The organism is Arthrobacter sp. ISL-30 (assembly GCF_018613855.1).
Classification (GTDB): Bacteria; Actinomycetota; Actinomycetes; order Actinomycetales; family Micrococcaceae; genus Arthrobacter.
The window spans coordinates 37,048-51,022 of sequence record NZ_JAGGPK010000015.1 but is presented as its reverse complement, the minus strand read 5'-3'; the positions used below and the strand labels follow the sequence as shown (position 1 = coordinate 51,022).

General features: G+C 64.9%; 13 protein-coding genes. 7 read left to right on the top strand and 6 right to left on the bottom strand.

The features are described from left to right. The first annotated feature begins 55 nt into the window (after window positions 1-55). Window positions 56-1,771 carry a 2-succinyl-5-enolpyruvyl-6-hydroxy-3-cyclohexene-1-carboxylic-acid synthase gene (menD, locus tag J7E82_RS06870; protein ID WP_214861881.1) on the top strand — a complete coding sequence of 572 codons (1,716 nt, stop codon included), beginning with the start codon at window positions 56-58 and terminating at the stop codon, window positions 1,769-1,771. Window positions 1,772-1,945: 174 nt separating this feature from the next. Then, window positions 1,946-2,923: a hypothetical protein gene (locus J7E82_RS06865; RefSeq protein ID WP_214861880.1), complete on the top strand. Its 978-nt coding sequence runs from the start codon at window positions 1,946-1,948 to the stop codon at window positions 2,921-2,923. Between the two features lie 83 nt (window positions 2,924-3,006). Here the strand turns inward: J7E82_RS06865 and J7E82_RS06860 are convergent, their stop codons facing one another. The 4 genes from J7E82_RS06860 to J7E82_RS06845 all read right to left on the bottom strand — a co-directional run bounded on the left by J7E82_RS06860 (window position 3,007) and on the right by J7E82_RS06845 (window position 7,084). Next, window positions 3,007-3,807: an amino acid ABC transporter ATP-binding protein gene (locus J7E82_RS06860; protein WP_214861902.1), complete on the bottom strand. Its 801-nt coding sequence runs from the start codon at window positions 3,805-3,807 to the stop codon at window positions 3,007-3,009. A 33-nt stretch (window positions 3,808-3,840) separates the two neighbouring features. Then, complete coding sequence (locus tag J7E82_RS06855; RefSeq protein WP_214861879.1) at window positions 3,841-4,632, bottom strand: amino acid ABC transporter permease; 792 nt, start codon at window positions 4,630-4,632, stop codon at window positions 3,841-3,843. Between the two features lie 101 nt (window positions 4,633-4,733). Beyond that, on the bottom strand, window positions 4,734-5,543 hold the full coding sequence (locus J7E82_RS06850; RefSeq protein WP_214861878.1) for an ABC transporter substrate-binding protein: 810 nt from the start codon (window positions 5,541-5,543) through the stop codon (window positions 4,734-4,736). Between the two features lie 161 nt (window positions 5,544-5,704). Then, window positions 5,705-7,084 carry an isochorismate synthase MenF gene (locus J7E82_RS06845; protein WP_214861877.1) on the bottom strand — a complete coding sequence of 460 codons (1,380 nt, stop codon included), beginning with the start codon at window positions 7,082-7,084 and terminating at the stop codon, window positions 5,705-5,707. A gap of 118 nt (window positions 7,085-7,202) precedes the next feature. Between J7E82_RS06845 and J7E82_RS06840 the strand changes: the two genes are divergently transcribed. From J7E82_RS06840 to J7E82_RS20585, 4 genes are all read left to right on the top strand, one after another. Beyond that, window positions 7,203-7,991 carry a demethylmenaquinone methyltransferase gene (locus J7E82_RS06840; RefSeq protein WP_214861876.1) on the top strand — a complete coding sequence of 263 codons (789 nt, stop codon included), beginning with the start codon at window positions 7,203-7,205 and terminating at the stop codon, window positions 7,989-7,991. Between the two features lie 23 nt (window positions 7,992-8,014). After that, window positions 8,015-9,391 carry a geranylgeranyl reductase family protein gene (locus J7E82_RS06835; protein ID WP_214861875.1) on the top strand — a complete coding sequence of 459 codons (1,377 nt, stop codon included), beginning with the start codon at window positions 8,015-8,017 and terminating at the stop codon, window positions 9,389-9,391. Between the two features lie 9 nt (window positions 9,392-9,400). Continuing rightward, window positions 9,401-10,504, top strand: coding sequence for a polyprenyl synthetase family protein (locus J7E82_RS06830; protein WP_214861874.1), 1,104 nt, complete (start codon window positions 9,401-9,403; stop codon window positions 10,502-10,504). Window positions 10,505-11,277: 773 nt separating this feature from the next. After that, the gene (locus J7E82_RS20585) at window positions 11,278-11,805 is read left to right on the top strand and encodes a DUF559 domain-containing protein (RefSeq protein ID WP_308113661.1); all 528 of its coding nucleotides are present in this window, start codon (window positions 11,278-11,280) and stop codon (window positions 11,803-11,805) included. 131 nt (window positions 11,806-11,936) lie between these two features. Here the strand turns inward: J7E82_RS20585 and J7E82_RS06820 are convergent, their stop codons facing one another. Continuing rightward, a complete protein-coding gene (locus tag J7E82_RS06820; protein WP_214861873.1) occupies window positions 11,937-12,362 on the bottom strand; it encodes a hypothetical protein in 426 nt (141 codons plus the stop codon). Between the two features lie 14 nt (window positions 12,363-12,376). Continuing rightward, window positions 12,377-13,051: a trimeric intracellular cation channel family protein gene (locus J7E82_RS06815; RefSeq protein WP_214861872.1), complete on the bottom strand. Its 675-nt coding sequence runs from the start codon at window positions 13,049-13,051 to the stop codon at window positions 12,377-12,379. A gap of 73 nt (window positions 13,052-13,124) precedes the next feature. Here J7E82_RS06815 and J7E82_RS06810 point away from each other — a divergent pair, with 73 nt between their 5' ends. Then, complete coding sequence (locus J7E82_RS06810; RefSeq protein WP_214861871.1) at window positions 13,125-13,832, top strand: sirohydrochlorin chelatase; 708 nt, start codon at window positions 13,125-13,127, stop codon at window positions 13,830-13,832. Window positions 13,833-13,975 lie beyond the last annotated feature (143 nt).

The following is a 13,975-nucleotide window of genomic DNA, read 5'->3' as shown; positions in this document are numbered from 1 at the left end:
GGGCGGGGAGGTGAGTGAGCGTCGGAGGGAGCACGGGCGCCAATAGACTGGTGCGGTGACCTCGCACGACGCCCTGACCTCCCTCGCCGCCGCCCGGATCGCCGTCAACGCACTGCTCGACGGCGGTGTGCGGCACGTGGTGGTGGCCCCGGGGTCGCGCTCGGCGCCCATGGCCTATGCCCTTGCAGAGGCCGAAGCCGCGGGTCGGATCGAGTTGCTGGTCCGCATCGACGAGCGGTCTGCCGGCTTCACGGCCCTGGGGCTGGCCCTGTCCACGCGGGCCCCGGCCGCCGTGCTCACTACTTCGGGGACCGCCGTCGGGAATCTCCTGCCAGCCGTCATGGAGGCAAACCACGCGGCCGTCCCGCTGATCGTCCTGTCGGCGGACCGGCCCGAGGAACTGCGCGGAACCGGTGCCAACCAGACCACCATCCAGCTGGACATCTTCGGCGATCAGGTGAGGTTCGCCGTCGACATCCCGGCCGGGAATGATCCGGAACGGGCCATCTCCACCGCGTTGTACGCCGCCACCGGCGCCCTCGAAGACACACCGCCGGGGCCCGTGCAGCTCAATTTTGCCTTCCGCGAGCCGCTGATCCCCGAGGCCTCGGACTCGCTGCCCGCCGCGGCTAACCTCGGGCAGCGTCCCTTCCATTACGACGCCGGCCCGCAGGCCCTCACGCTTCCGCCCGCCGACCCCGGGCTGCCCCAGCGCAACACCGTGGTCCTCGCCGGGCACGACGCCGGTCCGGTCGCCGAGGCGTTCGCGCGGGCGCACAGCCTGCCGCTCCTGGCTGAACCGTCGTCCAATGCCCGTTTCGGCCCCAACGCCGTGGGCCCCTACCGGCTCCTGCTGCAGTACTTCGGCCCACGGGCTGCCATGCCGATTGAGCGTGTGGTGGTGTTTGGCCGGCCCACCCTTTCCCGGCCGGTTGCTGCCCTGCTCGCCCGGCACGACCTGCCGCTGGCCCTGTATGAGCCCGTGCCCGTGGCCTGGTATGAGCAGGGCCGACGCCGGGAGACCCCCATTGCCTCACTCGATGAGCTGGGCGAGTTTGCCGGCCGGGGTTCCGTTGAATGGCTGGACGCCTGGCTCATGGCCGGGGCCGCCGCCCAGCATGCCCTGGATGGAGTGCTGGGCTCCACGTCCGTCCCGAGCGGCCCTTCCGTGGGATCCCTGGTGTGGGCGCACGCCCGCGGGCAGCTGGTTCTGGGCTCCTCCAACGGGATCCGCGACGTCGACCTCGCCGGGCAGCCCGTTCCGGAGCCCCTTGCAACGGTTTATGCCAACCGGGGCCTCGCTGGGATCGACGGCACAATCTCCACGGCCACGGGCATCGCGCTCGGCGGCGGCCGGGAAACCACTCTCCTGGTGGGCGACCTGACCTTCCTGCACGACGCCGGCGGACTCCTCCTCGGGGCGGGCGAACCGGCCCCCGACCTGCGCATAGTGGTCCTCAACGACTCCGGCGGCGGCATCTTCGGCCTGCTGGAACACGGCCAGGTGGACGACAACGGAGGCTACGGCACCGCCGTCGAACGCCTCTTCGGCACCCCGCACTCGGTGGACCTGTCCGCGCTCGCGGCGGCTTACGGCGTCGGGCATAGCGTGGCAAGTACGACGGCGGAACTCGCTGCCGCCCTGGCCTCGCCGCTGAAGGGCCGCACCATTGTTGAAGTGCGCACGGACCGGTCCCGGCTCCGTGCGCTGCATGCGCGCATCAAGGCGGCGGTAGGCGAAACGGTGGCGAAGGTGCTGGAGACACCCTAGCTGCGCCAGGACACTGACCCTGCATCAGGACAGGGATCTGGCGCCAGGACGCCCGGATCCGCGTGTCCTCCGGCGCTTTCTGTATCCCTGGCCCATGTCCGTGTCCTCCCGCGTTATCCACATAGGCAAGTCCACGCCTCGAAAACGCTTCTGCCGGTCTGGAACCGTAGCTTCATGAGTCAACCAGCCGAGACACGACTGCCCAAACTGGTCCTTGCCAAGGACCTAAGCCTTCTCGGGGCCAGCACCAAGGCGCTCTCTGAAGCTTCCCGAGCCGGAGCGCTGACGAGAATCCGCCAGGGAATTTACGTTTCGACGTCGGAATGGCGGCAGCTTCAGCCTTGGCAGCAGTATCGGCTAAGGGTAGAGGCTGCAGCCGAAGCGCTTAGCAAACCGACTGTATTTTCACGCCATTCCGCAGGTGCTGTGTGGGGCATCCCTACGATCCTGCGAGGCCAGCCCGTCCATGCCATTACGACGTTTCGGGGCGGAGGACGTTCACGAGCCGGGGTGAAAAGGCATCTCGTAGAAGGGGGCCGGCTGGATTTCGTGGAGCGGGACGGCCTGCTGGTTACGGGACGAGTGGTCACTGTCCTGGACCTTGCAGCCTACGTGCCCTTCGCCGAGGCGATTGTTCCCCTGGACCATGTGATCAAGCCCGACCTAATGTGCCACCTGCCGGCCTTGACAAAAGCTCAACTCCTGGAGGCGCTGGAAGGCCGGTACCCACCAACGGTGGAACGACGCGTCCGAGCCGCCATTGAATTTGCTGATCCCCTATCGGCCTCGGCGGGAGAGTCCTACAGTCGCGGCCTCATTCATGCTGCAGGGCTGGCTCGTCCGGTTCTGCAATATCGGATCCCGGACGTGGCAGGGAGCGCCGTGTTTGCCGACTTCTATTGGGAAGAAACAAGGACAGTCGGTGAATTCGATGGCATCCAGAAGTACCAGAAGCCGGAGTACTCCAATGGGAGGATGCCGAGCCAGGTGGTCGTGGACGAGAAGCTCCGCGAAGACCGCATTCGAGCGACGGGACGCGGCGTGGTTCGCTGGGTCTGGGCGGATCTGAACAATCCGGGCGAACTCGAACGGAAGCTGCGGAAGGCGGGAGTTCCGGGCCGCCGTCGGGCATCTGCGGGGCCGCGAACGTGAGCTGGAGACACAGGAACGGCCTGGGGATGCCCGGATCTAGGCGTCCCCAGGCCGTTTCCGCGTCCTGAGGGAATCTGGGTGTCCTACTCCGCGACTTCGATGTGCGTCGGGTCCAGGACCCGGCGCAGGAACTCCTTGGTGCGGGGCTGCGTCGGGGCGCTAATGACGTTCTCCGCCGGGCCTTCCTCCACCACGACGCCGCCGTCCATGAACACCACGCGGTCCGCCACTTCGCGGGCGAAGCCCATCTCGTGGGTCACCACCAGCATGGTCATGCCGTCCTTGGCCAGCGACCGCATAACCGCCAGCACGTCGCCCACGGTTTCCGGGTCCAGGGCAGAGGTCGGCTCGTCGAACAGCATGAGCTGCGGGTCCATGCTCAGCGACCGGGCAATGGCAACGCGCTGCTGCTGGCCGCCGGAGAGCTGGTCGGGGTAGCGCTCGGCCAGGTGGCCAAGGCCCACGCGCTCAAGGTTGCGGTGCGCCACCTGCCGTGCCTCCTCGGCGGAACGCTTGAGCACCTTGAGCTGGGCGATCGTGCAGTTATCCAGCACGGTCAAGTGCGGGAAGAGGTTGAAGTGCTGGAACACCATTCCGACGCTGCGGCGCATGCGGTCCAGGTCGACGTCGGGATCGGTCGCCTCGAACGCACCCACATGGATGGTGCCCTCGTTGGGCTTCTCCAGCAGGTTGACGCAGCGCAGGAGCGTGGACTTGCCGGAGCCCGAAGGGCCGATCAGGCACACCACCTGTCCAGGTTCCACATTCAGGCTGATGCCCTTGAGGACTTCATTGGAGCCGTAGGACTTGCGAAGGTCCTTGATGGAAACCCCCGCAGCTTGCACGTGCCCGCTCCCGGGAGGCGAAGTTGTGCCCGCTGTCATGGAGGAATTGTATGTTTCACTCATGAGGGTCTCCTAGCGCTTCGTCTTCGCTGTGCGGGATTCAAAGCGGCGGGCCAGAATTCCCAGCGGGACGGTGATGATGAGGTAGCAGGCACCGGCGATAACCAGCGGCGTCAGGCCGGCGTTGGGCTGGGTGATGCCGTCGCGGCCGAACTTGGTGAGTTCGTACTGCGACGCGGCCAGGCCCAGGAGGTACACCAGGGACGAATCCTTGGTGAGCAGGATGACCTCGTTGGTGAGGGGCGGGAGCACGATCTTGAAAGCCTGGGGGATAACGATCGACACCATGGCACGCCAGTGCGGCATACCGAGCGAACGCGCCGCCTCAAGCTGCCCCTTCGGCACAGCCTGCAGGCCTGCGCGCAGGGTTTCTGCGATGTACGCGGCGGCCACCATTCCCAGGGCCAGCATTACGGTGACGTAGATGTCGAAGCGGATGCCGAACGCCGTCGGGATGCCGAAGCCGAAGGCGATGAACACTAGCAGGGCGGGCACGCCGCGGAAGAACTCGATGTACAGCGTCGCGAGCCAGCGCCACACCGCCACGGAGGACATTTTCATCAGCGCCAGCACCAGGCCGCCGCTGATGCCCACGAGGAAGCTCAGCGCGGTGTAGATGAGGGTGTTTTTCAGCGCCAGGGTGATGATGTCGGGGAACTGGTTGGCCGCCGATTCCCAGTTGAAGAACGCGGCGCCCAGGGCTTTCCAGTCCGCGAAGAAGACGAAGAGGACGACGGCGAGCATCAGGAGGCCGTACTGGATGGACCTGCTGGTGCGGGCCCGTTGGCGGACAGTCATTGCCATTTAATTTGCCTTTGACATGAAGCAGGGTGGCGCCGGATGCCGAAACGGATGAGCTTCCGACGCCGGCACCACCCGGCTCTGTGGATGGTTTAGCGGACGGTTTACTTGACGGCTTCGCCGAACCAGGTGGTCTTCAGCTTGTCCATGGTGCCGTCATCCGTGATGCGCTTGAGGGTCTTGTTGACCTCATCCAGCATGGCCTTGTTGTCCTTCTTGACCGCGATGCCGAGCTGCTCGCCGGTCTTGTACGTCTCGGCGAAGACCAGGCTGTCATCACCCTTGGCGGCAAAGCCGAGGACCGACTGGTTGTTGATGGCCGCATCGACGCCGCCGGTCTTGATCGCCTGGATCAGGAGGCCGGTGTTTTCGTACTGAATGGTCTCCAGGCCCTTCTCCTTGGCGTATTCCTCGCCGGTGGTGCCCTGCTGGACGCCGACCTTCTTGCCCTTGAGCTCGTCGAGCTTCGTCAGGCCCGAAGCCTTCGTGGTCAGCAAGGAGAGGTCATCATCCAGGTACGGGGTGGAGAAATCCATGACCGTCTTGCGGGCATCGGTGATGGAGATGCCGGAGATGGCGACATCGCACTGGTTGGTGCTCAGGGCCTGGCCGGACTGGATGCCCTCAAACGGAACCGTCAACACGTTGGGTTCCACCTGGAGGTCTTTAGCGATCTCGGATGCCAGATCCATGTCGAAGCCGACGTTCTTGCCGTCCTTGACGAATTCGAAGGGCTCGTAGGGGATGTCGGAGCAAACGGTCAGCTTGCCGGACTCGATCAGCTGCACGCCGGATGCGGCGGGAGCGCTGCCACCTGAGGGAGTCCCACAAGCGGTCAAAGCCAGGGCGCCAACTGCGAGAACGGCGGCCGCTTTGAGCATGGGGTTACCCAGGAGCGAAGGGGAGATCTGCATTTCTTTACCTTTTGTTGCAGGGGGATGCGGAATCAAATCGGTTTATAGTGTAGCGGTGATCGGGGAGATGTACATCACAGTAAACTAAGTTTCACCATTGGATAACTCGAGACGCAGAAAATCAAGTCAGCAAACTGAGGCACTGTCTCTAATCCCGGATTCTAGGAAGCGCTCTGGACGGACCATTCGGGCTGGTCGTTGATCCCCAACGACTCCAGCATGGGCCGGAACTTGGCCCAGGTTTCCGCGAGTTCCGCCTCTGGCTGGGAACCCTCCACCACGCCGCAGCCGGCATACAGCCGCACGGTGTGGGCGTCTTCAACCACGGCTCCCCGCAGGGCGATGCCCCATTCGCCGTTGCCGGCCGCATCCAGCCAGCCGACGGGTCCGGCATAGGGCCCGCGGTCCATGTGTTCCAGCCGCCGGATGAGGGCCCCGGCCATCAGCGTGGGTGTTCCGCAGACGGCAGCGGTGGGGTGGAGTGCGTTGATCAGGGCCAGGCACGTGGGAATGTGGCCTTCAATATCCGCCAATTCCGCCTTGACGTCCGAGGCCAGATGCCAAACGTTGGGCAGCTCGAGGATGAACGGCTCGCTGTGCGCGTTCATGGCCTCGGAGAACGGCGCCAGCTGCGTCGTGAGCGACTGGATGGCGATCTCGTGCTCGTGGCGCTGCTTCTCGGAACCCGCCAGCACCCGCTCGGCGAAGGCAAGGGGCGAGCCCTCCACACCCTCGGCATCCCGCCGGTCCAGCGTGCCAGCCAGCACCCGCGCCTGCGCCGTGCGCCCTTCAACCTGGATGAGCATCTCCGGCGTCGCACCTACCAAACCGTCGACGCCGTACGTCCAGCATTCGCGGTAGCGTCCGGCAAGCTCGCGCAGCACCTGGGCGACGCTGACGCCGTCTGGCATGGAGGCCACGACGTCGCGGGCGAGGACCAGCTTTTCCAGCTTCCCCGCGCGAATCTCAGCCACGCCGTCGGCAACGGCCTGCATCCAGTCCGCCTCACTCAGCGAGCCGCTGCGCAGTTCGGCTCGGCGGCCGCTTTCGGCAAGCGCACCGTGGGAACGTTCGACGCCGGTGCCGCCTTCGGTGGGAACGGAACCCTCCGCCGTCGCCAGCCAGCGCCGCAGGGACGCGAGGACGCCCGCCTCGGTGAGTTCGACGTCGTCGAGGGTCAACTGAGTGACCCAGGCACGGCCGTCCCGGATGCCGACCACGATCTCGGGGATGACGAGCCGCGATTGATAGGGGGAGAGCTTGGAGAAGGCGAAGGATCCAAAGGCTACGGGACCGGTGCCGGGAACTTCCAGGGGGTCGGTGACGTCGGCCTCGAGGACCAGGTGGCGCCACCAGATGTCCGCCTCCAGGAACCGCTCCGGGCCGTTGGACGTGAACCGCGCCACCTCTCCGAAGCCGACCAGCCCGTTCTCCCGACGACTCCAGCAGAAAACGTCGTCACGGACCAGGAATGACGGCAGCCCAGTCGGTAGCGGCTCGTCATCGAGGGGGACAGTGAGGGTGCGGAGCGTGCTGGTCATTATTGGTCAACCTTACTTGAAGTTGCCGTGCCGACAGGGTGGAGCGCAGCAACTGTGGGTGCCCGGTCGAGTGCCAGTCGGTGCAAGGCGTTGCAACGATGTCTGCGACAATTGCAGGGTGAACCGAGCATCCTTGGAAAAGCGTCCGGACGAAGTAGCGACGATGTTTGACGATGTCGCCCCAAAATACGACGTCGTGAATGACGTCCTCTCCATGGGGCAGACGCGGCGGTGGCGCAAAATCGTGGTCGAAGCCATGGATATGAAGCCCGGCCAGCGTGTGCTGGATCTGGCGGCAGGCACCGGCAGCTCCAGCGAACCCTACGCGGACGCGGGGATCGACGTTGTGGCCTGCGACTTCTCACTCGGAATGCTCAAGGTGGGCAAGCGCCGCCGCCCGGATATCGACTTCATCGCCGGAGACGCCACCAACCTGCCCTTCGCCGACAACTCCTTCGACGGCACCACCATCTCCTTCGGCCTGCGCAACGTCAACGAGCCCCACAAGGCCCTCAAGGAAATGCTGCGGGTCACCAAGCCCGGCGGCCGGCTGGTCATCGCAGAGTTCTCCCAGCCCGTGGTTCCGCTGTGGCGCACCATGTACACCGAATACCTGATGCGCGCGCTGCCGGCGATCGCCACCAAGGTTTCCTCCAACCCGGACGCCTACGTCTACCTCGCCGAGTCCATCCGCGCCTGGCCTGACCAGGACCACCTTGCCCAGTGGCTCACGGAGGCCGGCTGGACCGACATCACGTACCGCAACCTCAGCGGCGGCATCGTGGCGGTGCACCGTGCCCAGAAGCCGGGGGCCGAGAAGCCTGGCAGCCAGACGGGAGCCAAGGGCGAAAACAACAGCGTGCCCGTCGCCAAGCTGCGCCGCCAGATCAAGCGCACCCCCCGCTGACCTCAGCCCTCACCTAGGACATCGTGAACGTACTGATCGTCGGAGCAGGCCCGGCCGGGTCCACCGCCGCGTATTACCTGGCCAAGGCTGGCATCCCTGTCACCGTGCTGGAGAAGACCAGCTTCCCGCGTGAAAAGGTCTGCGGAGACGGACTGACGCCGCGCGCTGTCAGGGAGATTCAGAAGCTCGGCCTGCCGCACTCAGAGGACGAGGGCTGGCGCCGCAACAAGGGCCTCCGCCTCATTGCCGGCGGCCGCACCATCGAACTTCCGTGGCCCGAGGTTGCGGATTTCCCCACGTATGGGCTGATCCGAACCCGCCTTGGCTTCGACGAGTCTCTGGCCCGTCACGCCGAGTCCGCGGGCGCCGTCGTCCTTGAACGGCACAGCGTCACCGAAGCCCTGAGGAACGACGACGGCCGGGTCACCGGCGTGCGCGCCGCCCTCCTGGACGAGTCCGGGCGCAAGACGGGGGAGACGCGCGACTTCCAGGCCGACGTCGTCCTTGCCGCCGACGGAAACTCGACCCGCACCGCCGTTTCCCTCGGCCTGCACAAGCGCGACGACCGTCCGCTCGGCGTCGCTGTCCGCACCTACTTCACGTCTCCACGGCACAACGACGACTGGATGGAGGGCTGGCTGGAACTCCCCGGGAAGTCCGGAAAGCCGCTGCCCGGCTACGGCTGGGTGTTCGGCGTCGGAGACGGCACCTCCAACGTTGGCCTCGGCATCCTGAACTCCTCCAAGGAATTCGGCAAGCTCGACTACAAGCAGGTCCTGCGCGAATGGACCGCCGGCATGCCCTCCGAATGGGGCTTCAGCGAAGAGAACCAGGTGGGCGAGATCCGGGGTGCCGCGCTGCCCATGGGGTTCAACCGCACCCCGCACTACTCACCGGGACTCCTGTTGCTGGGCGACGCCGGGGGAATGGTGTCGCCGTTCAACGGCGAGGGAATCTCCTACGCGATGGAGTCGGCCCGCTTCGCCGCCGAGTTCATCGTCGACGCCGCCTCCCGTTCGCGTGCCGGAGGCTGGGGATCCGGGGCGTCCGGGGCGTCCGGGGCGGAGACTTCCAGAGCGGCCGATGCCCACCTCGCGCGGTACGCCGACTATGTGCGCGGACAGTGGGGTTCGCACTTCACGCTGGGCCGGGCCTTCGCGACACTCATTGGCAAGCCCGCCGTCATGAAGCTCGCGCTTCGCACGGGAATGCCGGTTCCGCTGCTCATGCGCTTCGTGGTCCGGATGCTGGCCAACCTGACGGACCCGTCGGCGAAGGGCTTCGAGGACAGGGTGATCCGTGTGCTGGAGATGCTGGTGCCGGCGACTTCCAACACTTCTTCTATTGGCGCTTCCCAGGGTGCCAGTACCGAGTCCGCGGTTTCCGCAACTAAAAGTTAGGGTTAACCCGTGACAAACATCCCCGAACACAGCTGGACCCATGCCGGTCGCGGCCTTCCTGACTCCGCGGAGCCCGATTTGAACACCACCGCGATCGCTACGGGCCTCCAGCTGCCCGCAGGGTTTGCCGCCATCGCCCAGGACGCAGAGTTGGGTCCCGCGATCACCACGAACCTCGCCCGCGTGGAGAAAAAACTGCGCGAGGCCATTGCCAATTCCGATCCCCTGGCAGACGCAACGTCGCGTCACCTTGTGGAAGCCGGCGGAAAGCGTATCCGACCCCTGCTCACGCTGTTGTGCGCACACCTCGGTGACGCTTCCCGTCCGGAGGTGGTCCAGGCCGCCGTCGTGGTTGAACTGACCCACCTGGCAACCCTGTACCACGACGACGTCATGGACTCCGCGCCGTTCCGCCGTGGTGCGCCGACGGCCCATGAAGTGTGGGGCAACTCCGTGGCCATCCTCACCGGCGACCTGATCTTCGCCCGCGCGTCGATCCTTGTCTCCGAGCTGGGTCCGCGGGCCCTCGGGATCCAGGCCCGCACGTTCGAGCGACTCTGCCTCGGCCAACTGCACGAGACTGTGGGACCGCGCGAGGACGAGGATCCCGTGGAGCACTACCTCTCCGTCATTGCGGACAAGACCGGTTCCCTGGTGGCTGCCTCGGGTCAGCTCGGCGCGATTTTCGCTGGCGCTGACGAGACCTTTGAGGACGTCCTGGTGGCCTACGGCGAAAAGGTGGGCGTGGCGTTCCAGCTCGCCGACGACGTCATCGACGTAACCGGCATCAAGGTCAAGTCCGGAAAGTCGCCGGGTACAGACCTCCGCGAAGGGGTGCCCACGCTTCCGGTGCTGCTCCTTCGAAAGGCAGCGGCCGACGGCGACTCCTCCGCCGTCGAGCTTCTCTCCCTGGTGGATGGTGACCTTACGTCGGACGAGGCGCTTGCCGAAGCTGTGGCCGGACTGCGCGAGCACCCGGTTACGGCGGACTCCTGGGTGATCGCGCGCCGGTGGGCCGACGAGGCCGTGGCTGCCCTGGCGCCACTTCCCGAAGGTGTGGTCAAGGATTCTTTGACCAACTTTGCGCATGCAGTAGTGGACCGCAGCAGCTAGGTTTCTTTTCTCGCAGCTTTCACAAAGGCGTCCGGCCCGGGTTTTTCTCCGAGCCGGACGCCTTTGCTTTTTGGCCGGATAACCCCCCAATGGCTACCCGGCTTATCCCCTCTTAAACGATTGGCCCCGATCCTTTGCCGCGTTACGAGTCATACGCTGCAACGAACCGGGGCCGTTTCTCCGTTCGCATCAGACCCACCGGAGGCATTTAGTGGATCCGGTAAACAGCCTATGACAGGTTTGTCACAAGTGCAACTTTCTTGGTCAACTTCATGTAGCTAACTCCCCGCTTTTGGTAAATCCTTCTTGCGGTATCCGTCGAAAATCCTTGGAAATACGGCCTTTTCCCATGGTTCGCTCAATCAAAACCGGGGAGTTCCAGCGGGCAAACGAGACCCACGTTTTCCACATAGGCCCCTTATGCACCCCTGCCAACTCCTGGCCACCTATTGGATGGCACGATGAATGGCAATTCCTACGCATCCCTTGTTCGCTTTATGAAATATGCAGGGTGGGCTGCAACGACGGCAACGCTGCGAAAGGCAGGATTTTCTGATCGGGTCATCCGGTCTGCGGTCAAAAACAGGATCATCATCAGGCAGCGCAGGGGAGTGCTGGTGCTGCCTGACGCGCCAACGGACCTGGTTTCGGCCCTCGTGGCAAATGGACGTCTGACCTGTGTTTCGGCCGGGCGACACCATGGGCTTTGGGTGCTCAACGAACCTTTAGTGCCACACCTCTTTTGCCGACACGGGGCTGCGAAAGGGTACGTTGTGCACCGCGAAAGCTACGTGCCTACAGAAGGACCGCATGCTGTAACCAGCCTCGCGGACACATTGCTTCATGCGCTCCGCTGCCTGCCGGAGGTAGAAGCCGCAGTCATGGTTGAGAGTGCCGTGACGCAGGGACGCACGACGCTGGAGTTTCTCAGAGCCAGAGTCCCGGGAAACAGGAATGGAGCCGCCCGCCGAGTCCTGGAACTCGTGGATGGCTCGGCGGATTCCCCCATTGAAGTTGTGGCCAGGTTGCTCTTCTGGAGCGCTGGCATTCGACTGGAAGCCCAGGTCGAATTAGCTGGCATCGGGATCGTGGACTTCCTCCTCGAGGGGATCCTCATCGTCGAGATCGACGGCAAAAGCCATCTGGAGCCCCGCCAGGTTAAAAAAGATCGATTCCGGAACAACGCGAGCACGATCGGGGGCTTCCTTTTGCTCCGCTACGACTATGAGGCGCTCATGTACAGCCCCGATAGAGTCCTTGCGGAGGTTCTCAAGGTGCTCACTTCCCGAGGAGGCCGCTGAAACTCCCCGCTTTTGGACGCCGAGAGCGCCGGTATAGCCAAAGGAATCCCGGAATTCCGCGGCAGCCCAGGACGACCTTGGTTCAAAGGTGGGGAGTTAGCGTCGGGCCTCCACCCCCAGAACGCAGAAAGTCAGTCTTCGTCGTCCTCGAACGCCCACTCGAACATGTCAAAGACGAATTCGGAGAAGGTTCCGTCCTCGCTCTTCCACTGGCCGCGGGCATTGTTGCGGCGGTACACGATGGGGTCGGGGATGGTGAGGTCGCCGGTGCGGAAACCCCAGGTGTACTGCTCTTCCTCGTCCTCCATGAACATGAGGAAGCCTTCGTCGTCGACCTCAAGTTCCTCGGGGTCCCAGAAGTAGTGGTAGGCCTCCATGAGGTCCTGGCAGCCGCCTACGGCAAGGTAGAACTCGCGCAGTACCAGGGGGATGGTGAATTTGTGTTCGGACAGGGCCTCGTCCAGTTCCTCGACGGAAAGCCCGTCCTCTTCCTGCCATTCGTCTTCGAGATACTTCGGAACAAGCGCACGGAATTTCTCGAGGAACATGTCAGTCATGGTTCCCATCCTAGCTAATCGCGGGCCCTCAAATTCCCCGTCGATTCGGCCCCCAGCCGATGCCAGCCGCGCACCGCCAAAGGCACGTACCAGCTCCTACGCCAGGCTGTAACACGGAAGGCGAAAACCACTGCCGCCACTAGTCCCGCGGTCCAGCCGTTGAAGCCTTCGAAGTGCCATAAGGTCGCCGTCAACGCCGCCCCCAGGAATGCCGGCAGCGCGTAGAGGTCGCGGGCGTCAAACAGCTGCGGCACCTCGTTGGCCGTGACGTCCCGGAGCAGGCCTCCACCCACGGCCGTCGTCACGCCTAGGAGCACGGCGGCGATCGGGTTCAGGCCGGCGGTCAATGCCTTCAGCGTTCCGGTGATGCAAAACAGGGCCAGCCCACCGGCGTCGAACAGGGTCAGCAGGGACGTAAACCGCTGGACGCTGGAAAACAGGAAATACACCAGCACGGTCGCGAGCAGGGGCGGCAGCAGATAGATCGGGTTGCCGAAGGCGGCTGGCGGGCCGGCGTTGATGATGATGTCGCGGATGACACCGCCGCCCAGGCCCACGAGCGAAGCAAGCAGCAGGGAGCCGACGATGTCGAACTGCTTGCGGGCCGCCAGGAGCGAACCTGAGACCGCGAAGAAGAACACTCCCGCCAGATCCAGCCATAGCAGGGCAAGGTCAAGGGAAAACGTCATGGAGTGCCTTCGTTGGCAAGGGCCGGAGTCGGCGGGAGGCGGATGATGCAGCCTCAAGGTTACGCTAGCTTGCATGACTACCCCCGTCCTGATCGCTTGCGCCCACGGAACACGGAACCCCGAAGGGCAGGCCGCCATCCGCCGCGTCCTGGCCGAAATCGAGGCCCTGCGTCCCGGCCTTGAGGTCCTGGAGGCGTACGTAGACGTGCAGGAACCGGAGCTCTCGGGCGTGGTGGCGGGATTGCCCGAGGGGACGCCCGCCGTCGTCGTTCCCCTGCTCCTCAGCACCGGCTACCACGTCAAGGTTGACATCCCCAAGGCGATCAAGGGCCGCCCGGAAGTCGTGGCCGCCCGGCCGCTGGGCCCGGACCCCCGGCTGGCGGAACTGCTGGCAACCCACCTGCACAGTGCCGGCCTGGAAGAGAACGACGGCGTGCTGCTCGCCGCCGCCGGGTCCTCCCTCCCGGACGGCTCGGTGGACTCCGAGGAACAGGCCCGCCAGCTGGCCGAGCTGCTGCCCAATCCGGTGCGGGTGGCCTATGGCGCCAGCGCAGAGCCGAACGTGCCGGACGGTGTTGCGGCCCTCCGCAAAGAACTAGCGGCGGACAAAACAGGAGAGGGCCGCGTCATCGTGTCCTCCTACCTGCTGGCGACGGGCTACTTTCATGACCAGCTGGCCAAGGCCGGCGCCGACGTCGTGACCGCCCCGCTGCTGCCCTCCCCGGTGCTCGCCGAGATCGCCCTGGAACGGTACGACGCCGTCATCGCCGCGGTCTCCTAAGCCAGAACCAGACCCCTCCGGAAATGCACAGTCGGGGGGTGTAGTTCAAGGGCGCTCCGGGCTAAGTGACGAAATATTTCCCTAGGTGACTTTCCGTTTCCCGGGTCTTTGTGACCCCTCTCCGGGCGGCCCTACAGTCGATG